The sequence below is a fragment of the Deinococcus phoenicis genome, assembly GCF_000599865.1.
GTDB lineage: Bacteria > Deinococcota > Deinococci > Deinococcales > Deinococcaceae > Deinococcus > Deinococcus phoenicis.
In genome coordinates, this window is record NZ_JHAC01000050.1 from 57,556 (window position 1) to 77,499 (window position 19,944).

Sequence of the window (19,944 nt, forward strand, 5' to 3'; positions counted from 1 at the left end):
TCCCCGAAGGAGAACCCATGAAAACCCTCTTCGTCGCGCCCACCCGCAACGGCGTGGGCCTGACCAGCACGGCGCTGGGGCTGCTGCGCGCGCTGGAACGTCAGGGCCTCAAGGTGGCCTTTCTCAAACCCATCGCCCAGACGCACGAGGCGGCCCCCGACGACTCGGTGCATTTCGCGCGCACGCTGGCGCACGCGGTCACGCCCGACCCGATCGGGCTGGCCGCCGCCGAGGAGCAGCTCAGCCTGGGCCAGGAGGAGGAGCTGATGGAGGGCGTGATCGCCCTGGCCCGGCAGGCCGCCGCGGGGGTGACGGGCGGCGCGGACGTGCTGGTCGCGGAGGGCCTGGCCCTGAACGAGCGCAACGGGTACGCCGGGCCGCTGAATGCCAGCCTCGCACGCAACCTGGAGGCGGACGTGGTGCTGGTCAGCAGCCTCGCTGGGGTCACGCCCGCCACCCTCGCGGACGAGCTGGAAATCGCGGCGCAGGCGTTTCGCCGCTCGGACGGCTCGGGCCTGGCCGGGTACGTGCTGAACTTCGCCCCACGGGAGCTGGACTTCGGGGGCCTGCTGGCGGAGCTGCGTGCCCGCAGCCGCGTCCTGGCGAGCGGTGATCTGCCGCTGCTGGGCGTGATCGCGCAGTCCCCGGCCCTGGGCGCGCCGCGCACGCTGGACGTGGCCCGGCATCTGGGGGCCGAGATTCTCAACGAGGGCGAGGCCACCCTGAGGCGCGTCGTCAGCACGGTGGTCACGGCGCGCAGCGTGCCCAAGATGGCCGACCTGTTCACCTCCGGCGCGCTGGTCGTGACCCCGGGCGACCGCGAGGACGTGGTGATGGCGGCGGCCCTCTCGCACCTCAGCGGCGTGCCCCTGGCGGGGCTGCTGTTCACGTCCGGCAGCGCCCCGGAACCGTCCATCGAGAAACTGTGCCGCGCGGCCCTCGGCAGCACCCTGCCCGTGCTGCGGGTGGAGACCAACTCCTACAACACGGCCTCGCGCCTCTCGCGGCTGGACGCCCGCGTGCCGCACGACGACCTGGAACGCATGGAGCGCACGCTGGACTTCATCGCGGACCGGCTGGACACCGTGCCGCTGGGCACGCGCCTGCGGACGCCCGAGGTCGAGGGCGAACGCCGGTTGCCCCCCAGCGCCTTCCGCTACGAGCTGATTCAGAAGGCCCGCGCCGCCAACAAACGCATCGTGCTGCCGGAGGGCGAAGAACCGCGCACGGTGCGCGCCGCGATCCGCTGCGTGGAAAAGGGCATCGCCCGCTGCGTCCTGCTCGCCAACCCTGAGAAGGTGCGGCAGGTGGCCGAGAGCCAGAGCCTCACGCTGCCGCAGGGCCTGGAGGTGCTAGACCCCGCGAGCATCCGCGCGAATTACGTCGCGCCGATGGTGGACCTGCGCAGGAGCAAGGGCCTGACCGCGCCCCAGGCGGAGGCGCAACTGGAAGACACGGTGGTCCTGGGCACCATGATGCTGGCGCTGGGCGAGGTCGACGGGCTGGTGTCGGGCGCGGTCCACACCACGGCGAACACCGTGCGGCCCGCCCTGCAACTGATCAAGACGGCTCCCGGGGCCTCGCTGGTGTCCTCCATCTTCTTCATGCTGATGCCCGAGCAGGTGCTGGTGTACGGCGACGCGGCCATCAACCCCAACCCGGGCGCGGAGGAACTGGCCGATATCGCCATCCAGTCGGCGGACAGCGCGCGGGCCTTCGGCATCCCGCCACGCATCGCCATGCTGAGCTATTCCACGGGCGAGAGCGGCGCGGGTGCGGACGTGGAGAAGGTCAAGACGGCCACCCAGCTTGTGCGTGAGCGCCGCCCCGACCTCCCGGTCGATGGCCCCCTGCAATACGACGCCGCCTCGGTGCTGAGCGTGGGCCGCCAGAAGGCCCCAAACAGCCCCGTCGCGGGCCGCGCGACCGTCTTTATCTTCCCGGACCTGAACACCGGCAACACCACCTATAAGGCCGTGCAGCGCGCGGCGGGCGTGGTCGCCGTCGGGCCGATGCTCCAGGGCCTGAGAAAGCCCGTGAACGACCTCTCGCGCGGGGCGCTGGTGGACGACATCGTCTACACGATCGCGCTGACGGCGATTCAGGCCACGCAGGAGAGGTTGTAGGGCATGGGGCGCGGGGTAAGAAGCAAGAGAGGCCCCGGCTCCACTTGTTTCACCCCCGCCAGCCCACCCCCTTCAGCCGTACAGGTCCGCCCGGCTCGGCGGCAGCGTCACGTGCCCTGCCCCGTCCGGTTTGGCGAGTAGGCTCTGGAAAATGGAGAGGTGGCCGTCCCGGAAGTAGGGGACGCAGGCGGCCAGATACAGCCGCCACAGCCGGAAGCGCGGCTCACCCAGCATGGCCCGCGCCTGCTCGCGGTGGGTTTCCAGATTCCGTGACCAGCAGGCCAGCGTCCGCGCGTAGTGTTCGCGCAGGTTCTCCACGTCGCGGACCTCGAAGTGCGCCTTCTCGGCGTGCTGGAGCGTTTCCCAGATGGGCAGCAGCTCGCCGTCCGGAAACACGTACTTCTGCATGAAGTTGCCCGAATACAGCGCGACCAGCCACGCCGGAAGGTTCGTCTTGTGGGTGCCTGCCGCGATGGCGTGGTTCATCATCAAGCCGCCGGGCTTGAGGGCCGCGTAGGCCGCGCGGAAGTAGGTGGGCATATTGCGCCGGCCCACGTGTTCGGCCATGCCGACGCTGCTGATCTTGTCGAAGCCGCCCTGGCCCCCCGCCAGCACGTCGCGGTAGTCGCGCAACTCCAGCGACACCCGGTCGCCCAGGCCCGCCGCCTCCACACGCGCGCGGCCCTCACGCAGCTGCGCTTCCGAGAGGGTCACGCCCAGCACCTCCGCGCCGTAGTGCTGGGCGGCGTGGATCGCCAGCCCGCCCCAGCCGCAGCCGATGTCCAGCAGCCGTTCGCCCGGCTTCAGGCGCAGCTTGCGGCAGATGTGGTCCAGCTTGGCCTCCTGCGCCTGGTCGAGGGTCTCGGTTCCGGTCGGAAAGTACCCGCAGGAGTACACCAGACGGCGGTCCAGCCACAGTTTGTAGAAATCGTTGGACACGTCGTAGTGGTAGGTGACGGCCTGCCGGTCGCGCTCCCGGGTATGGGCCTGACCGTCCAGCCGCGCCTCCACTGGGTGGGGCGCGGGACCCGCGTTCTGGCGCAGGAGCCGCGCCGCGCGCAGCAGCCGCGCCGTCCGGCCCGGCGTGAACGGCGCATCGAAGCCCTCGGTGATGCCCGCCACGGCACTCACGTCGCCCTCAATCTCGAAGTCGCCGCGCAGGTACGCTTCCCCCAGGGCGAGGTCCAGCGGCAGCCGCAGCATCCGGCCCAGGGCATGCTCGCTGGTCAGCACCAGCCGCGCCGCCGCAGGTTGCACCGGGGCAGGCAGAACCGTCCCGTCCCAGAGCTGCACGTCGAAGGTGCGCCGCTGCGGAAGTGCGTCTTCCAGCACCTCCAGGGCAGCGGCGCGGAGTTGCCCCGGCGCAGGTTCCGGGGAGCGCCTCTGGCGGGCCACCAGCGCGGCGACGGTCAGGCCAGCCGCTGCCGCCCAGGCCACCCGCCGCCCGGGCTGCGAAGGAAGTTCATGGGACCGACCACCGGGGAAGGAGTCAGACATGATACCGGGAGCATAGGCCGGCCCTTCCGACCACAACTTGTGAAATCGGTGACAGAATCTTTATCTGCGGCCCGCCCGCCACAGCAGAACGGCCCCGACCAGCAGCGCGACCAGGTCCGGCGCGTAGGCCGCCAGCACGGCAGGGAGCGCGCCGTTCTCGCCCATCACCTTGAACACGCTCCAGGTGGCGTAATACGCGAAGCTGAGGAGCAGCGCCCACACCAGCCCCAGGTTCTGCCCGCTGCGGAAGGCGAACACGGCCAGGCTCACCACGAAAAAGGCCAGCGCCAGGGCCGCCAGCGGTTCGGCGAACTTGCGGTGGAGCGCGGTGAAGTCGCCGGGCGCGCGGATATGCTGCTGGCGGTAGGCCTGGGTGCGGGCCAGCAGTTCGGGCAGGGGCAGATAGATGGGCTTGAGGGTGCCCTGCCCGCCGTCGAAACTGGCCTGCACGTCCTGCACGGGCAGCGTGCCGTGCTGGAAGGTCAGCACCGTGACGGGTCGGGCGTCCTGAAAGGTGACGCGGCGCCCGTCTCCGAGTTCCAGCACGTTGCTGCCCGGCTCCAGGCGGCCCCGGCGGGCGGTGATGACCTCGCGCGGGGCCTGGCCCGTCTGCATGGTCACGATCCGCAGGTCGCGCAGCTCGCCGCCCGGCAGCGCCTCGCCCACGCTGATGGCGCGGTTCAGGGCGTCGCGCAGCACCAGGCCGCCCCGGCCTCCCGCCGCCGCCTCGCCCAGGCCGATCACGCGCGGGTTGTCCAGCACGATCTCGCGCTGCACGTTCTGGGCCTGCACCTTGGCGCGGGTGACCAGCAGTTCATTCAGGCCGAAGGCCAGCAGGGCGACCAGCGCCGCGAGCAGCAGCACGGGCCGGAACAGCCGCGAGGTGGGCACGCCGCTCGCCAGCGCCGCCTTGATCTCGGAGTCGGCGGCCAGGCGGGACAGGCCCAGCAGCGCCGCGAACATCAGCGCGATGGGCAGCGCCCCGGCGAGCGCCTCGGGGATATTCAGCGCGACCAGCCGCGCGACCAGCAGGGGGTCGGCGCCCTTGGCGAGCAGCGGCGCGACAGCGCCCTCCAGCAGGGCCAGCAGCAGCAGCACGATCACCACAGCCAGCGCGCCCGCCAGCGGCGGCAGGATTTCGGCCAGCACGTAGCGCTCGAAGCGGGGCAGCGGGGGCCTCACCGCAGCCTCCAGGCCAGCAGCGCCGCGACCAGCACAAAGGCGAGGTTCGGCAGCCAGGCCGCCAGCGTGGGCGGCACCGCGCCGACCCGCGCGAGCTGCGGCACCGTGACCCACAACACGTAGAACGACCCGACGAATACCACCGTCGCGGCGAAGGCCGCCGCCCGGTTACGCAGCAGCAGCCCCAGCGCCCCCGCCGCCAGCGCGAACACGACCGCCGTGACCGGGTCGGCGTAGCGCTTGGCGAGCTGGAAGGTGTCGTCACGGCTCTCCTCGGGGGTGCCGCGCCCACTCGCCAGCCGCGCGCGCAGTTCCGGCGTGCTGACCTGTTCCCCGGGCGGCCGGGGCGGCTCCAGCGTGTCGGTCTGCGCGAACACCAGCGGCGTCTGCACCTGCCGGGGGTCCTCGCCGGGGCGGGTGACCCAGGCATTCTGGACGGTCCAGGTCTGCTGCCGCGTGTCCCAGACGCCGGACTGGGCCGTGACGGTTTCCGCGCCGCGCTGCACCAGCACCCCCGACAGCTGGGCCACCTGCCCGCCCGTCTCGTTGGTCACGCGCCCCGCGTAGAACAGCGCGCCGGGGGGCGCGAAGGTGTAGTTCTCCTGGCTGGGCGGCGGCGGCGTCTGCCCGTAGATGCCGTACCACGCCCGGTCCCAGTGGCCCAGCCCGGCGGGGACCAGATAGCCCGCGTTGGCGTAAGCCACCGCGCCGACCAGCACGAACGGCAGGGCCAGCGGCCACACTAGGCTCAGGGGCCGCACACCCGCCGCGAACATCGCCTTGAGTTCGCTGTCGCCCTGCATCCGCCCGAAGGCGAGCAGCACCGCGAACGGCACCGCCAGCACCAGCGAGCGGTTGAGCTGGTTGGGCGCGATGGCGGCAAACGCGGACAGCGCCTCAGGGAGCGTCGCACGGTACAGCAGCAGGTAGCTGACGGTGGTGCTGAGCGCGTCCGTGAGTTGCAGGATCAGAAAGAGCGCCAGGCCCGCCGCATACCAGCGCAGCACCTCGCGCAGCACGTAGCGGTTCAGCGTGATAGGCACGCGCGGCATTCTAGCGGGACCGGATGAGGAGCGAGAAGAAAGCCGGGGGCGAAAAGCCGCCGAACAAAGCTGAGCAAAAGGGCCGGAGCCTGCGCCCCAGCCCGCCCGCGCTTACCCTGGCTGCACTTACCCCGCCTGCGCCGGGTTGTCCCACAGGTGCCGCTCGCGCCGGGCGACGCCCTCGTGCAGCCTGAGGATCGCGGCGTTGCCGTGGGCGCCCCGCTCACTGATGGCGCGGGCGGTGGCGGTGTCAAGGTAGGCCAGGCGCAGCAGTTCATCGGTCCGCAGGCCGTCGCGGGTCTGCTTGACGCCGCGCTCGCGGCGGATGGTGGCGCTGTCGGTGCCCAGCACGCTGCGGTTGCTGATGCTGCCCAGCTGCCCGTACACCGGCCCCTCGCCGCCGTGGCGGGCGACGGTACTCATCAGGGTGCGGCGGGCATCGGTGCTTTCCAGCCGGGCCGCCAGCCAGCGCCGCGCCCCAGGATCAGCACTCCGCTCGGCAATCTCGGCGGCCAGCCGCACGTCGCCGGTCAGGGCACGGGCCAGCAGAGTCTGGGCGCGCTTGCGCCAGCGCCTGGCTCCCGGCGTATCCAGGGTAAAGGCCAACCGGGCAAACTCCGCCGGATCGAGGGTGGCCTCGGGGCCGACGCCGAAGTCACGCTCCGGGCCGTGCAGGTCGTGGTCAGCGGCAAAGGCGGCCCAGTCGTCCGGCATGGGCAGACCGAGGGCCAGGAGGGCGGTGGGAGCATGCAGCAACCCGTCCGCGCTGGCAGGCAGACGCTGGGTGCCGAATTCCAGAGTGACAGGAGCAGTCTTCATACGTATATTTTAGCATGATTTACGCCAAAAACATAATCAGCCAACCGAACTGGGTATGCCAGATTCCACGTCCCATGAGGTTGTTGACCCCTTCGGGAGTTCTGGCGGCCCCGGAAGGTGGGGCCAAACACAGGGGCCACTCGCCACCCTACTCTGGGCGACAATAAAAAAGCCGCCTCTTGGGCGGTGATAGAACCAAGATAGCGTGGAATGCAGGGGAAGTCAAATTATGCAGCCGGATAATCGTGGCTTCAGGGGCACAACGCCCAGACACCCTGGCAGGGGGCCTCCCTGGAGAGGGGCCAGAATGACGGAATGGAGACGCGTGCCCTGAAATCGGAGGCCGTTCGGCAGGCCAGACTGGGGCAAGTCTCTGCGCCCCATGTCGAACCCCTCAACCGCTGGGTCGAGGAGCAGTCGGGGGAAGGGCGCTGGCTTCCCTACTTCGACCCGGCGGATGGCGGCCTATCTGCGCGGGTCCTGCTGCTGCTCGAATCGCCCGGACCGGCCGTGAGCCGCACGCGCTTCGCCTCAATGGACAACCCGGACGGCACGGCCGAGAACCTGCGCTGTCTGCTTCACCTCTCGGGCCTGCGGCGCGCGGACGTGGCCCTGTGGAACGCCGTGCCCTGGCAGATGAGCGAAGGCGGCGTGGTGAGTCCCCGGCCCGCGCAGTACGCGGAGGCAGCGCCGCTGACCCGGCAGGTGCTTGAGCAGATGCCCCACCTGCGGGTGGTTGTCCTTGTCGGTCGCCACGCGGAGCGGGCCTGGCCCCTGGTCGGCTCGCCGCTGCCCACCCTCGCCTGCCCGCACCCCAGCCCGCAGAACTTCGTCTCCCGGCGGGAGGCGGCGGTGCGGGCGCTGGGCGCGCTGGTGGAGGCCCGGAAGATGCTCTCTGGTCAGGAGAAAGGGGCCACCCCCCTTCCGGAGAAGTAGCCCCTTCCCTTTCCGCCTGCCTCAGCTGTGCGTCATGTCCAGCGGCACGACCCACTGGTTGAACTCGTCTTCCGTGACGTAGCCCAGGGCCAGCGCCGCTTCCTTGAGGCTGGTCCCTTCCTTGTGGGCCTTCTTGGCGATCGCGGCGGCCTTGTCGTAGCCGATGTGGCGGTTGAGGGCCGTCACCTGCATCAGGTTCTTGTCGAGGTTTTCCCGGATCCGGGCCTCGTTCGGCTCGATGCCTGCGGCGCAGTTGTCGTTGAAGGCGAGGCTGGCGTCGGCAATCAGGCGGATGCTTTCCAGCACGGCGTGGACCATCACGGGCTTGAAGACGTTGAGCTGGAAGTTGCCCTGCGTGCCCGCAAAGGCGACGGTGGCGTCGTTGCCGAACACGCGGGTGGCGACCATCGTCATGGCTTCGCTTTGCGTGGGGTTCACCTTGCCGGGCATGATGCTGCTGCCGGGTTCGTTCTCGGGAATGGTGATTTCCCCGATGCCGTTGCGGGGGCCGCTCGCCAGCCAGCGCACGTCGTTCGCCATCTTCATCAGGGCGCCCGAGAGGGTCCGCAGCGCCGCCGAGGTCTGCACCAGGGCGTCGTGGGCGGAGAGGGCCGCGAACTTGTTCTCGGCGCTGCGGAAGGGGAAGCCCGTCTCGGCCTCGTACTTCTGAGCGGCGAGGTCCCCGAACTGCGGGTGGGCGTTCAGGCCGGTGCCGACCGCCGTGCCGCCGATGGCGAGGTCGTAGAGGCCCTGCTCGGCGTGCTTGACCTGCTCCAGGGCGTAGTCGAGCTGCGCGACCCAGCCGCCGATCTCCTGGCCCAGCGTGATGGGCGTCGCGTCTTGCAGGTGCGTGCGGCCCACCTTCACCAGATCGCGGTACTGTTCGGCCTTCGCCGCCAGCGTGTCCCGTAGCTTGCCCACGCTGCCGTAAAGCCGCTCGTTCAGCTCCAGCACCACCGCGATGTGCATGGCGGTGGGGAAGGTGTCGTTGCTGCTCTGGCCCCGGTTCACGTGGTCGTTGGGGTGAACGGGCTTCTTGCTGCCCAGCTCGCCACCTGCCAGCTCAATGGCGCGGTTGGAGATCACCTCGTTGGCGTTCATGTTGCTCTGGGTGCCCGAGCCGGTCTGGAACACCACCAGCGGGAAATGCTCGTCCAGCTTCCCGGCGATCACCTCGTCGGCGGCCCGCACGATCAGCTCCGCGATGTCCTGCGGGAGTTCGCCCAGTTCGGCGTTGGCCTGCGCCGCGCCCTTTTTCAGAATGCCCAGCGCGCGGATGACCGGGCGGCCCCACACGAAGGTGTCGCGGCCAATCGGGAAGTTGTGGATGGAACGCTCGGTCTGCGCGCCCCAGTACCGGCTGGCGTCCACGTCCAGCGTGCCCATCGTGTCGGATTCTTTGCGGGTCTGCCCCTGAGAGGTCTGGGTCATGCCCTGAGTCTAATGGGCGGCGGTGGTCACTCCCGGGGGAACGTCAGGTCTGGCCTCCCGGCCCGTCAGCCCCTGCCCCCGGCGCTCCTCTTCGTGGATGTCGCGCAAAACCATTCCGGGCGCACCCTTTCTGACAAGCACCGGCCACCCCCTCAGTCACGACCAGAGGACGACCGGTGGAGCCGGAACCGCCGAAAGAGGCCCAGGCTACTTTTCTAGCTGTTTACTTACCGTACGGTAAGCCAGTGTACTTACCGGTCGGTAACTACCAGGAGGTTCCATGTATCTCGCCCTGCGCGAATTGCGTCATCACCGTTTCCGCTCGCTGCTTATCGGGGGCATCGTCGCCCTGATCGCCTTCATGGTCTTTATGCTCACCGGCCTCACGCGTGGCCTGGCCCACGACAACGCGGCCCTCCTGATCGAGACGCGCGCCGCCGCCTTCGTGACCAGCAAGGACGCCGAGGGGGTCTTTACCCGCTCCTTTCTCACGCTGGACGACGTGCGGCGCGTTCAGGCCGCCGCCGGACAGGACGCCACCCCCCTCGCGCAGAGTTTCGCCAGCTTCAGCAATGGCTCGCGGCAGCTCAGTGCGGTTCTGGTGGGTGTGGAGGCGGGCAGCTTTATGGCCCCCGAAGTCGCGGAGGGCACGGCCCTCAGGGCGAGCAGCGTCGGGGCCGTCGTGGACGAGTCGCTGCGGGAAGATGGCGTGGCGCTGGGCGACACCCTCACGCTCAAGCCGGGGGGCGACACCGTGCAGGTCACGGGCTTTACACGGGGCGCGCGCCTGAACCACCAGCCGGTCGTGTTCGTCACGCTGGACCGCTGGCACGCGCTGAATCCCCGTACCCAGGGGACAGTCAATGCCGTCGCGTTGAAGACGGCTGCCGCCGCCGACCGCCTCGCGGGGGTGGACGGCCTGGGCCTCCTGACGCGAGCGCAGACCCTCCAGGCCCTCCCCGGTTACAGGGAGGAACAGGGCAGCCTGACCATGATCCAGGTCTTCCTGGTGGTCGTGGCCGCCTTCGTGATGGCCGTGTTCTTCTATGTGCTGACGCTGCAAAAGACGCCGCAATTCGGCCTGCTGAAGGCCATCGGTGCGAGTACCCGCACCCTGGCCGGAAGCCTGATCGCCCAGATGCTGCTGCTGACCGTGCTGGCGGTCGCCGCCGCCGCCCTGGTCACGCTGGGGGCCACCGCGCTGCTGCCCGCCGGCCTGCCCTTCGCGCTCACGCCCGCCACGCTGCTCGGCGCATCGGCCCTCCTGACCCTCGTCGCGGCCCTCAGCAGCCTGCTGAGTCTGCGCAGCATCGCCCGCGTCGACCCTCTGATCGCCATCGGTGCGTCGGCATGAAGCCCAGTCCGGAAGTCTGGGGGCGGGGGGCCTCCAACCTCCCCAGCCTCTTTTTCCTCTCCCGAAGGAGCCTGCCATGACCGCCATCCTCGAAATGCCCCGCCCCGTTCCGTCCACCGAACCCGCCGCCCCCATCCTGTCACTGCAACACGTCAGCAAGACCTACGGTGACGGCGAGGGCACCATCACCGCGCTGCATCCCGCCACACTGGACGTGCGCCCCGGCGAACTGGTGGCCGTCAGCGGGCCGAGCGGCAGCGGCAAAAGCACCTTTCTGTCCATCGCGGGCGCGCTGCTGCGCCCCACCTCGGGGCGGGTGGTCATCGCCGGGCAGGACGTGACGGCGCAGTCGGAAGCCACGCTGCCCGCCTTCCGGCTGAGGCACCTCGGCTTCGTGCTCCAGAGCAGCAACCTGATTCCTTACCTGACGGTCCGCGAGCAGCTCACGCTGGTCCCGCATCTGGCGGGGGGCAACGCCCGCGAGGCCGCGCAGCGGGCCGACGAACTGCTGCGGACGCTGGGTCTGGAAAGCCGTGCCCGCCAGTATCCCGGCGGCCTGAGCGGCGGCCAGCGCCAGCGCGTCGCCATCGCCCGCGCCCTGATGAACGACCCGGCGCTGATCCTGGCCGACGAACCCACCGCCAGCCTCGACAGCGTGCGGGGCCGTGAGGTGGTGCAGTTGCTCGCGCAGGAGGTTCATGGGCGCGGCAAGGCCGCCGTGATGGTCACGCACGACGAGCGCGTGCTGGACCTGTGCGACCGGGTGGTGCAGATCGTGGACGGCCGCCTGAAGGGTTGACCTCACCGTGTGGGCCGCCTTCCCGTGACACACTTTGCCGCATGAGTGAGATGTACGACGTGGCGATTGTCGGCGCCGGCCCGGTGGGGCTGGCCGCCGCCATCGCCTGCAAGCAGGCCGGGCTGAGGTATGTCGTTCTGGAAAAAGGCTGCGTCGTGAACGCCATTTTCGAGTATCCGACGTACATGACCTTTTTCACCACCGCCCCCGAACTGGAGATCGGCAACCACCCGATGGTGACCGGCCACGACAAGCCTGACCGCCGCGACGCGCTGATGTACTACCGCCTGGTCACGCAGCGCGAGGAGCTGAATGTGCGCCTCTACACCGAGGTCAAGCGGGTTCACGCGGCCCCGGCGGGTTTCACCCTGGAGGTGGAAGCGCAGGACGGCACGCCGGGCGTGATGGAAGCGCGCCGGGTGGTGGTGGCCACCGGCTACTACGACAATCCCCTTCATCTGGGCATTCCCGGCGAGGACAGCGAGAACGTCAGCCACTACTACACGGAAGCCCACCCCTTCCTGGGCCTGAACGTCACCGTGATCGGCGCGGGCAACAGTGCCGCCGACGCCGCACTGGACCTCTGGCGCGGCGGGGCGAACGTGACCCTGGTGGTGCGCGCCCCCGAGTTGAAGTCCACCATCAAGTACTGGGTGCGGCCCGACCTCGAAAACCGCATCAAGGAAGGGAGCATCCACGCGCACTTCAACTCGCAGGTGGTCGAGATTCATCCCGAGCAGGTGCGGGTGCAGCGTGCCGACGGCACGACCTGGGACCTGCCGACGCACTTTACCTTCGCGCTCACCGGCTACCGCCCCGACCTCTCCTTCCTGGCGGACCTGAATCTGGCGCAGCAGGCCGACGAGTGCCTGGTGCTGACGGAGAACTACGAGAGCAGCGTACCGGGGCTGTTCGTGGTCGGCTCGGCGGGCTTTGCGGGCAAGACCAATCAGGTCTTTATCGAGAACGGACGGCACCATGCGCTGCTGGCGGTGGCGGAAATCGGGCGGCAACTGGCGGCCCACCGTGAGGTGGCCCCTCTCCCCTCCCCCGTCTCGTGAAGGCCGGTCATCTTCGCGCCGGGGGGGCGTGGGATACTGCCCGCATGGTTTTCACGCGCACAAGGACCGCCCGCAAGGGTGCCGCCCTGCTGTTGAGTGTTCTGCTGGGTGCAGCGTCCGCACAGGTGGAGATTCCCGCGCTGCCCCCGGCTCCTGCTCCCGCCCCGCAGCCGCTTCCGACGCCGGCCCCCACCCCCGAACCGTCCGTACCCACCCCGCAGCCCCCCACCCCACAGCCCGTCCCGACGCCGGCCCCCGTGAAGCCGGCGGCACCGGCCAGGACCGCGCCCCTGTTGATCACGGTGCAGGCGGCCTGGCCCGCGCTGGTGGACGGCAAGAAGACCACCGTGCCCTTCTCGCGCACCCTGACGCTGCCGGGCGACCGGGTGGCGCAGCTCCGGGCACGCGGCGGCATCACCGAGAGCCTGGACGCCGACCTGAAGAAGTTCCTGGCGGGCCTGCCCCGCGCAGCGCAGGACGCGCGCTTCGAGAACCTCTGGGACGGCTGGGGGGTCGTGCAGCGCAATGGCCTGAAGGTGGACGAGGCCCAGACCCGCGCGAACGTCCTGGCGGCCCTGCAAGACCCGCAGGGCGTGAAGGCGAATGTGGTGGTCACCGGGCAGGTCGCGCCGAAGCGCACGCTGGACTTTTTCCTGTCGCGGGGCATCACCGCGCACCTGGGCACCGGCGAGACGAACTACTACGGCAGCAGCCCGGCGCGCATGACCAACATTCACGTCGGCACCCGCAACTTTCAGGACCGGCTGGTCGAGGGCAAGGTCGTGTCCTTTAACCAGCTGATCGGGCCGGTCAGCACGCGCGCCGGGTACGTGACCGGGCTGGTGATCGCTGGGGAACGCACCGCCGATGGCGTGGGGGGCGGCATCTGCCAGGTCAGCACCACCGTCTTCCGCACGCTCTACGGCGCGGGGCTGCCGGTGGTCGAGCGGCAGAACCACTCCTATCAGGTCCACTACTACGATCCGCAGGGCCTGGACGCGACCATCTACCAGCCCAAACTGGACCTGAAGTTCGCCAACGACACCGGGGGTGCGCTGTGGTTCCAGTCCGAGTGGAACGACGAGGAAGCCCGCCTGACCATCAGTGTCTTCGGCAAGGCGCGCGACTTCACCGTGGAGATCGGTGCCCCGAAAACGCTGAGCACCACGCCGTCGCCCGCCGACCGGCTTATCCGTGACGCCAGCCTGCCCGCCGGTCAACGCAAGCAGGTGGACTGGGCGGCCCCCGGCGCGGTGATCGAGGTGACGCGCCGGTTCGTGCGCAGCGGACAGACCTTCAAACAGGACACCCTCAAGAGCAGTTACCGGCCCTGGCCCAACATCTTCCTGGTCGGCACGCGCGGCTGAAGGTCCAGGGAAGGTCAACAGGGAGGGGGGGAGAGCGGCGGTGCTCTCCCCCCCTCTGCTGCGCTGGCTTACTCGCCCTCGGCGTACCCGAGCAGGTCGAGAATCCGGTCGAGTTCCTCGCGCGAGGCGAAATTGAGTTCCACCCGGCCCTTCTCCTCGCCGGTAATGCGGACCTTGGTGCCGGTGCGGCGGCTGAGGTGCAGTTCCACCTGTCGGTGGGGCCGGGGCGGATTGACCGGAATGGGGCCAGTCGGGGACCGCGCCTCCCGTTTCAGCGCCTCGGCCTCGCGGACGCTCAGGCGGCGGGTGCGAATCTCGCCCAGCGCCCAGGCCCGGTCGCCCTCGGGCTGCGCCAGGACGGCACGGGCGTGGCCGGCGCTGATCTCGCCGGTCTCCAGCGCGCGCAGGGCCGGCTCGGGCAGGGTCAGCAGCCGCAGCGCGTTGGAGATGGTGCTGCGGCCCTTGCCGACCGCCTGGGCCACGCCCTCCTGGTTGAGGCCCTGCTCCAGCAGCGCCTGATAGGCCCGCGCCTCCTCCAGTGGCCCCAGGTCCTCGCGCTGGAGGTTCTCGATGATGGCGATTTCCAGCGCCTCGCGGTCTCCGAGGTCGCGGATGATCGCGGGGACTTCCGCGAGGCCGGCGAGTTGCGAGGCCCGCCAGCGCCGCTCGCCCGCCACGATCTCGAAGTTCTCGCCGCGCGGACGCACCAGCAGGGGTTGCAGCACCCCTTTCTCGCGGATGCTCTGGGCGAGTTCGGCCAGCGCCTCCGGCGCGAAGACCTGTCGGGGCTGGTACGCCGCCTGCACGATGCGCTCCACCCGGACCGGCTGCACGGCCGTTCCCGCCGGGGCGTCCGGCGTCTGGGGCCGACTGAGCAGGGCGTCGAGGCCGCGCCCGAGGCTAGATTTTTTCGACACGCTGCATCACTTCCTCGCTGAGGCGCTTGTAGGCCGCCGCGCCGCTCGACAGGGGCGCGAAGGCGTTGATCGGTTTGGCGAAACTGGGGGCTTCCGAGAGCCGCACGTTGCGCGGCACCACCGACCAGAACACCAGTTCCCCGAAGTGCTGGCGCACCATCGTCTCGACCTCCTGCGCGAGGTTGGTGCGGCCGTCGAACATGGTGATTGCCACGCCCAGCACCTTCAGACGCGGATTGAGGCCGCCCTGCACACGTTCGACGGTTTCCATCAGCCCGGCCAGGCCCTCCAGCGCGTAATACTCGGCCTGAAGGGGAATCAGCAGGGCGTCGGCGGCGGCCAGCACGTTCACGGTCAGCGGTCCCAGGCTGGGCGGCGCGTCCACCAGGGCGAGATCATAGCCCTGCACACTGGCGAGCAGCCGCGCGAGGGCGTCTGGATCGTCCGCGAGTTCCACGCCCGCCCCGGCCAGATCGGGCGTGGCGGGCAGCACGTCCAGGCCCGGCTGGGAGGTCGGCTGCACGAAGTCGGCCACGCGGCCCGGCTCCCCGAGCGCCTCGTAGAGACCCTGCTGCGCGCCGCGCAGGCCCAGGCCACTGGTCGCGTTGCCCTGGGGGTCCATGTCGAGCAGCAGCACCCGGCGTCCACCCGCCGCGAGGTAGGCGGCCAGGTTGATGGCGGTGGTCGTCTTCCCCACCCCGCCCTTCTGATTCACGACTCCGAGGGTCTTCACGTCGCCTGCCAGAATAACGGCTTGCGGCCAGGCACGCCCTCCCGGCGGGGATACCGGTCGGGGGTGGGCGCCGTCTTCTCCATCACCACGAGGGTCCGGGCATCGTCCGCGACCGGCAGGCTGAACGGCTCCACTGCCCGCACGGCTCCCCCCACCTCGGCGGCGGCGCGCGTCCCCGCCTCCAGTTCCTCCGGCAGAATCGGCCCCTTCTGGGCGATCAGCAGGCCACCGGTCCGCAGGAACGGCAGCGCGAGTTCGGCCAGGACCGGCAGCGCGGCGACGGCGCGGGTCACCACGCGGTCATAGCTCTCCCGCTGCTGGGGGTCGCGGCCCAGGGTTTCCGCCCGCCCGACCAGCGGGTGGACCTGGGCCAGCCCGAGCGCCTGAGCGGCGCGCTCCACGAACTCGACCTTCTTGCGCGTGGCGTCCATGGGCACCATCTGGAGGTCGGGGCGCACGAGGGCCAGCGGGAGGGCCGGAAAGCCCGCCCCGGTTCCCAGGTCCAGCACCCGGAGTGGCCCCCCCTGGGCCGGGCGGTCCAGCCACTCCCCCAGCAGAACGGTCAACGAATCCACGAAGTGCTTCAGCAGGATGTCCCGCTCTTCCCGCAGCGCCGTCAGATTCATCTGCGCCGAGGACTCGGTCAGCAGGGCCAGCAGGCGGGCAAACCCGCCGACCTGCTCCGCCGTGAGCTTCAGCCCCAGTTCCGCCGTGCCCTCAAGCAGCAGGGCCTGGCCTTCCGGCGTCACAGTCCGTACTTCACTTTCATCGCCTGATACCGCTCGAACACGTGTTCATCGATCTCCTCCAGCGACAGGGTGTCCAGCAGCGGCAACAGCCGCTCGCGCAACACGTCCCCCCGCGCCATCCACTGAAAATAACTGCGGCCCCCGTGATGATAGGGACCATACAGCCGCGATCCCGGACACCACGCCAGCAGGCGACCGAACAACCGCTCGTGCCGCAGGTGCATGCGCACCGTGACCTGCGGCTGTTTGCCGTCGCCCCCGAAATGCCCTTCCCCGATCAGGACACCCAGAAAGACGCCGGTTTCAAACGCTGACAGCTCCAACCCCGGCCTCCTGTTTCACCGTCAAGTTTCCCGTGAAACGGGGAGAACGTCAAGCCAGCCGTGCTCAGCCGGACTGGCCCGCCTGTTTCACCGTCAGGTTTCCCGTGAAACAGGCGGGCTGCGCCGCAGGTAGACCAGCAAGGCGCTAATGTCGGCGTGGCGGACACCGGGAACACGGGCAGCCTGCTCGACGGTGGTGGGCCTGACCCGCATCAGCTTCTCACGGGCCTCGGTGGACAAGGCCCCTATTCCGGCGAAATCCACACCGGCCAGATTCAGGTCACGGGCCTTGCTCTCGGCGGCCAGTTGCCGCTCGGCGCGCTCGATATAGCCCGCATACTTCACCCGGATGGTCACGGCCTCCCGTTCTTCGGCCAACAGGGCCGGGAGGGTCAGACCCAGCGCCTCGACATCCGCCAGCGTGAATTCGGGACGGCGCAGCAGAGCGTCACCGGGCTGCCCCTGGAACCGCTGGGTTTCCAGCGCCCGGATGCCCTCTTCCACCCGCGCGTACTTTTCCCGCACGCGCTGGCGGGTGGCCCCGTCCACCAGGCCCAGCTCGAACCCCAGAGCGGTCAGACGTTCGTCGGCGTTGTCCTGGCGCACGATCAGGCGGTGTTCGACGCGGCTGGTCATCATGCGGTACGGCTCGTCGCTGCCCTTAAAGACCAGATCGTCCAGCAGGACGCCCAGATAGCCCGTTTCACGTGAAATCTGGAGTTCGCTGAGGCCGGCGGCGCGGCGGGCGGCAGCGGTTCCGGCCACCAGACCCTGGGCCGCCGCCTCCTCATACCCACTGGTGCCGTTGATCTGCCCCGCCGTAAAGACACCCGGCAGCCGGCGCGATTCCAGATTCAACGTCAGCTCGGTCGAATCCACCACGTCATACTCCACCGCGTAGGCATAGCGCTGGATCACGGCGCTCTCGAAACCGGGCAGGGTCCGCACCAGCCGGTCTTGCAGGGCCGGCGGCAGGCTGGAACTGAAGCCCTGGAGGTAGACCTCACTGGTCTGGGTGCCGTCGGGTTCCACGAACAGCAGATGACGGTCATGGTGGGCAAAGCGCACGACCTTGTCCTCGATGCTGGGGCAGTAACGTGGCCCCAGGCCCTCGATATCCCCCGCATACATCGGGGACTCGTGGAGGTTTTCCTGAATCAGGCGGTGGGTTTCGGGGGTGGTCTGGGTCTGCCAGGTGGGCGACTCCGTGGCGCGGGGGCCGGGCTGGCCGGTGAAGCCGCGCGGCCTTGGATCGGCGGGAATCTCCAGCAGGTCCGCGAAGCGCACCGAATCGGCCCGAACCCGTGGGGGGGTGCCGGTCTTGTACCGCTTGAGAACATGACCCCCCCGGGCCAGCGGTTCACTCAGGAAGCGGGAAGGCGGCTCGCCCTGACGGCCCTCGGGCCGCGAGTGGCGACCGTACCAGGTGACGCCGCGCATGAAGGTCCCGGCGGCGACCACCACGCTGCGGGCCTGAAATCTCCGCCCATCGGTGGTGACGACGAACCAGCCGCCCCGTCCGTCCGGCTCCAGATCGGCCGCCTCGCCCCGCAGCACGTCCAGTTCCGGGTGGCCCAGCAGCACGTCCTGGGCGCGTTCGGCGTAGGCGTCGCGCTCGTTCTGCACGCGCAGGGACTGCACCGCCGGACCCTTGCTGGCATTCAGGACGCGGGTATGAATCGCCGTCTCGTCGGCCAGGCGGCCCATCAGCCCGCCGAGCGCCTGCACCTCGAAGACCAGCTGGCTCTTGCCGGGGCCACCCACCGCCGGGTTGCAGGGCATCCGGCCGATGGTGGCGGGGTTGCCCACCAGCAGGGCCGTCCGGGCCAGCTTTGCGGCGGCCCAGGCGGCCTCCAGGCCCGCGTGGCCCCCACCGATCACGATCACATTCCAGCCGCTCATCTGGCGGGAAGTGTAGCAGTGGGGGAGAGCCCCGCATTCCGTCCGTGATTACGGTACCCGGCCGAGCAGGAAGGGGAGAGAGCCGTTAAGCTGCCGGCATGGACTTCGAGACGCTGCGGGCCGACCTGATCGGCACGGATACGGTGATCCCCACGCCGTTCGGGCGGCGGCGCGTCACCTACGCGGACTACGTGGCCTCGGGCCGCGCGCTGCGCAGCGTGGAGGAGCGCCTGGCCCGACTGGCCCTGCCGATGTACGCCAACACCCACACCGAGGACAGCGCCACCGGCGCGCACTCCACCCAGCTCAGCCATCAGGCGGCGGAATACGTGAAAGCGCAGCTGGGGGGCGACCACACCTGCAAGCTGGTCTTCTGCGGGTCGGGCAGCACCGCCGCCGTCCGCCGGGTGCAGGACATCCTGGGGCTGACCGTGCCGCAGGCCCACCGGCAAACCGTGCTGGACGCTCTGCCCGCACGGGACCGTCCGGTCGTCTTCGTGGGTCCCTACGAGCACCACAGCAACGAGGTGAGCTGGCGCGAAACCATCGCGGAGGTGGTGGAGGTGCCGCTGTGCCCCCGGGGCAACCTCGATCTGGAGGCGCTGGTGCGGCTGCTGAAGGACCCGGCCTACACGGGCCGCCCCAAGATCGGGTCCTTCAGCGCGGCGAGCAATGTTACCGGCCTGCTGACCGACACGCGCACGGTCGCGCGCGTTCTCCACGCGCACGGGGCCTCCGCGTTCTTCGATTTCGCCGCGAGTGCCCCCTATGTCCAGATCGACATGAAGCCGGGCCAGCCCGACGGGTACGACGCCGTCTTCCTGAGTCCGCACAAGTTCGTGGGGGGGCCGGGGACACCGGGGCTGCTGTGTTTCCAGGAACATCTGTACCGGCTGGCGGTCCCCAGCGTGCCGGGGGGCGGCACCGTGCGCTATGTCAGCCGGACGGGTCACGCCTACGTGAACGACATCGAGGCGCGCGAGGACGCGGGAACGCCCGCCATCCTGGGCAAGCTGCGGACCGCGCTGGCGTTTCACGTGAAAGAACAGCTCGGCGTGGCCCGCCTGACCGCCCGCGAGCACGAGCTGTTCGCCCGCGCGCTGACCCGGCTGGGCCAGCATCCCCGGGTGCAGCTGCTGGGCAACCCGGATACGCCCCGGCTGGCCTTCCTCTCCTTCCTGATCCGGGCGGGGGAGCCGGGCACCTACCTGCATCCCCGGCTGGTCGTGCGGCTGCTGAACGACCTGTTCGGCATCCAGGCGCGCGGGGGCTGCGCCTGTGCCGGGCCGTATGGACACGCGCTGCTGGAGATCGACGACGCCCGCAGCGCCCGCTACCAGCAGTGCATCCTGGGGGATCTCGACGGCCTGAAGCCCGGCTGGACCCGGCTGAACCTCGCCCCCTGGGCCACCGACGAGGAGGTGGAGTTTCTGCTGTCGGCCACCGAGTTTGTCGCCTCGTTCGGGGAAAGGTTCCTGCCGCTCTACACCTTCGACTGGCACAGCGGCGCCTGGACCCACCCGCAGGATCAGGCCCCCGCCGACCTCTTCGGGCAGACCTTTCCGGAGCGCGAGGACGGCCCGGTGCCCTATGCGGCCTATCTGGCCGAGGCACACCGCCTCGCGGCCGGCCTGCCGGTGGGGGAGAGGCGGCCCCTGCCGGAGAACGTGCCGCAAGACCTGGTGTTTTTCGCCTACTGAACCGG

Annotated in this window: 17 protein-coding genes; 7 read left to right on the top strand and 10 right to left on the bottom strand. The window is 69.9% G+C overall.

What is annotated here, in order from left to right:
- The first annotated feature begins 17 nt into the window (after positions 1-17).
- The gene (gene pta, locus DEIPH_RS14520) at positions 18-2,126 is read left to right on the top strand and encodes a phosphate acetyltransferase (RefSeq protein ID WP_034359424.1); all 2,109 of its coding nucleotides are present in this window, start codon (positions 18-20) and stop codon (positions 2,124-2,126) included.
- A 72-nt stretch (positions 2,127-2,198) separates the two neighbouring features.
- Here the strand turns inward: pta and DEIPH_RS14525 are convergent, their stop codons facing one another.
- The 4 genes from DEIPH_RS14525 to ddrC form a co-directional block, all read right to left on the bottom strand.
- Positions 2,199-3,623 (bottom strand): SAM-dependent methyltransferase, encoded by a 1,425-nt coding sequence (locus tag DEIPH_RS14525; RefSeq protein WP_034359426.1) that lies wholly within the window; start codon positions 3,621-3,623, stop codon positions 2,199-2,201.
- A 60-nt stretch (positions 3,624-3,683) separates the two neighbouring features.
- Complete coding sequence (locus DEIPH_RS14530) at positions 3,684-4,793, bottom strand: LptF/LptG family permease (RefSeq protein WP_034359487.1); 1,110 nt, start codon at positions 4,791-4,793, stop codon at positions 3,684-3,686.
- An 8-nt stretch (positions 4,794-4,801) separates the two neighbouring features.
- Positions 4,802-5,857, bottom strand: a complete 1,056-nt coding sequence (locus DEIPH_RS14535; protein WP_034359428.1) for an LptF/LptG family permease — start codon at positions 5,855-5,857, stop codon at positions 4,802-4,804.
- Positions 5,858-5,974: 117 nt separating this feature from the next.
- Positions 5,975-6,667 (bottom strand): DNA damage response protein DdrC, encoded by a 693-nt coding sequence (gene ddrC, locus DEIPH_RS14540; protein WP_034359429.1) that lies wholly within the window; start codon positions 6,665-6,667, stop codon positions 5,975-5,977.
- A gap of 315 nt (positions 6,668-6,982) precedes the next feature.
- Here ddrC and DEIPH_RS14545 point away from each other — a divergent pair, with 315 nt between their 5' ends.
- Positions 6,983-7,603: a uracil-DNA glycosylase gene (locus tag DEIPH_RS14545; protein WP_051517413.1), complete on the top strand. Its 621-nt coding sequence runs from the start codon at positions 6,983-6,985 to the stop codon at positions 7,601-7,603.
- 21 nt (positions 7,604-7,624) lie between these two features.
- Here the strand turns inward: DEIPH_RS14545 and fumC are convergent, their stop codons facing one another.
- Positions 7,625-9,034, bottom strand: coding sequence for a class II fumarate hydratase (gene fumC / locus DEIPH_RS14550; RefSeq protein WP_034359431.1), 1,410 nt, complete (start codon positions 9,032-9,034; stop codon positions 7,625-7,627).
- 280 nt (positions 9,035-9,314) lie between these two features.
- On the opposite strand from fumC, the gene DEIPH_RS14555 reads away from it, so the two are divergent.
- The 4 genes from DEIPH_RS14555 (at position 9,315) to DEIPH_RS14570 (ending at position 13,615) form a co-directional block, all read left to right on the top strand.
- Positions 9,315-10,388, top strand: a complete 1,074-nt coding sequence (locus tag DEIPH_RS14555) for an ABC transporter permease (RefSeq protein WP_034359434.1) — start codon at positions 9,315-9,317, stop codon at positions 10,386-10,388.
- A gap of 76 nt (positions 10,389-10,464) precedes the next feature.
- A complete protein-coding gene (locus DEIPH_RS14560; protein WP_152544961.1) occupies positions 10,465-11,187 on the top strand; it encodes an ABC transporter ATP-binding protein in 723 nt (240 codons plus the stop codon).
- A 41-nt stretch (positions 11,188-11,228) separates the two neighbouring features.
- Complete coding sequence (locus tag DEIPH_RS14565) at positions 11,229-12,248, top strand: YpdA family putative bacillithiol disulfide reductase (RefSeq protein ID WP_034359436.1); 1,020 nt, start codon at positions 11,229-11,231, stop codon at positions 12,246-12,248.
- A 44-nt stretch (positions 12,249-12,292) separates the two neighbouring features.
- A complete protein-coding gene (locus tag DEIPH_RS14570) occupies positions 12,293-13,615 on the top strand; it encodes a VanW family protein (RefSeq protein ID WP_034359438.1) in 1,323 nt (440 codons plus the stop codon).
- A 68-nt stretch (positions 13,616-13,683) separates the two neighbouring features.
- On the opposite strand, the gene DEIPH_RS14575 is transcribed toward DEIPH_RS14570, so the two are convergent.
- The 5 genes from DEIPH_RS14575 to mnmG all read right to left on the bottom strand — a co-directional run bounded on the left by DEIPH_RS14575 (position 13,684) and on the right by mnmG (position 18,239).
- Positions 13,684-14,532 carry a ParB/RepB/Spo0J family partition protein gene (locus DEIPH_RS14575; RefSeq protein ID WP_034359441.1) on the bottom strand — a complete coding sequence of 283 codons (849 nt, stop codon included), beginning with the start codon at positions 14,530-14,532 and terminating at the stop codon, positions 13,684-13,686.
- Entirely contained in the window at positions 14,516-15,265 is a 750-nt protein-coding gene (locus tag DEIPH_RS14580; protein WP_034359443.1) for a ParA family protein, read from the bottom strand. The genes DEIPH_RS14575 and DEIPH_RS14580 overlap by 17 nt, the downstream gene beginning before the upstream one ends.
- The gene (gene rsmG, locus DEIPH_RS14585; protein WP_034359446.1) at positions 15,262-16,014 is read right to left on the bottom strand and encodes a 16S rRNA (guanine(527)-N(7))-methyltransferase RsmG; all 753 of its coding nucleotides are present in this window, start codon (positions 16,012-16,014) and stop codon (positions 15,262-15,264) included. The genes DEIPH_RS14580 and rsmG overlap by 4 nt, the downstream gene beginning before the upstream one ends.
- Entirely contained in the window at positions 16,011-16,337 is a 327-nt protein-coding gene (locus DEIPH_RS14590; protein ID WP_034359448.1) for a hypothetical protein, read from the bottom strand. The genes rsmG and DEIPH_RS14590 overlap by 4 nt, the downstream gene beginning before the upstream one ends.
- A gap of 93 nt (positions 16,338-16,430) precedes the next feature.
- A complete protein-coding gene (gene mnmG / locus DEIPH_RS14595) occupies positions 16,431-18,239 on the bottom strand; it encodes a tRNA uridine-5-carboxymethylaminomethyl(34) synthesis enzyme MnmG (RefSeq protein ID WP_034359450.1) in 1,809 nt (602 codons plus the stop codon).
- A gap of 98 nt (positions 18,240-18,337) precedes the next feature.
- Between mnmG and DEIPH_RS14600 the strand changes: the two genes are divergently transcribed.
- The gene (locus tag DEIPH_RS14600) at positions 18,338-19,939 is read left to right on the top strand and encodes an aminotransferase class V-fold PLP-dependent enzyme (RefSeq protein WP_034359452.1); all 1,602 of its coding nucleotides are present in this window, start codon (positions 18,338-18,340) and stop codon (positions 19,937-19,939) included.
- Positions 19,940-19,944: the final 5 nt, after the last annotated feature.

Bases quoted from the DNA above. Each gene is read 5' to 3' on its own strand.
- DEIPH_RS14555 (WP_034359434.1), top strand. From the start codon at position 9,315: ATGTATCTCGCCCTGCGCGAATTGCGTCATCACCGTTTCCGCTCGCTG.
- DEIPH_RS14545 (WP_051517413.1), top strand. From the start codon at position 6,983: ATGGAGACGCGTGCCCTGAAATCGGAGGCCGTTCGGCAGGCCAGACTG.
- DEIPH_RS14535 (WP_034359428.1), bottom strand. From the start codon at position 5,857: ATGCCGCGCGTGCCTATCACGCTGAACCGCTACGTGCTGCGCGAGGTG.
- DEIPH_RS14570 (WP_034359438.1), top strand. From the start codon at position 12,293: ATGGTTTTCACGCGCACAAGGACCGCCCGCAAGGGTGCCGCCCTGCTG.
- DEIPH_RS14565 (WP_034359436.1), top strand. From the start codon at position 11,229: ATGAGTGAGATGTACGACGTGGCGATTGTCGGCGCCGGCCCGGTGGGG.
- DEIPH_RS14525 (WP_034359426.1), bottom strand. From the start codon at position 3,623: ATGTCTGACTCCTTCCCCGGTGGTCGGTCCCATGAACTTCCTTCGCAG.
- ddrC (WP_034359429.1), bottom strand. From the start codon at position 6,667: ATGAAGACTGCTCCTGTCACTCTGGAATTCGGCACCCAGCGTCTGCCT.
- DEIPH_RS14560 (WP_152544961.1), top strand. From the start codon at position 10,465: ATGACCGCCATCCTCGAAATGCCCCGCCCCGTTCCGTCCACCGAACCC.
- fumC (WP_034359431.1), bottom strand. From the start codon at position 9,034: ATGACCCAGACCTCTCAGGGGCAGACCCGCAAAGAATCCGACACGATG.
- pta (WP_034359424.1), top strand. From the start codon at position 18: ATGAAAACCCTCTTCGTCGCGCCCACCCGCAACGGCGTGGGCCTGACC.
- mnmG (WP_034359450.1), bottom strand. From the start codon at position 18,239: ATGAGCGGCTGGAATGTGATCGTGATCGGTGGGGGCCACGCGGGCCTG.
- DEIPH_RS14600 (WP_034359452.1), top strand. From the start codon at position 18,338: ATGGACTTCGAGACGCTGCGGGCCGACCTGATCGGCACGGATACGGTG.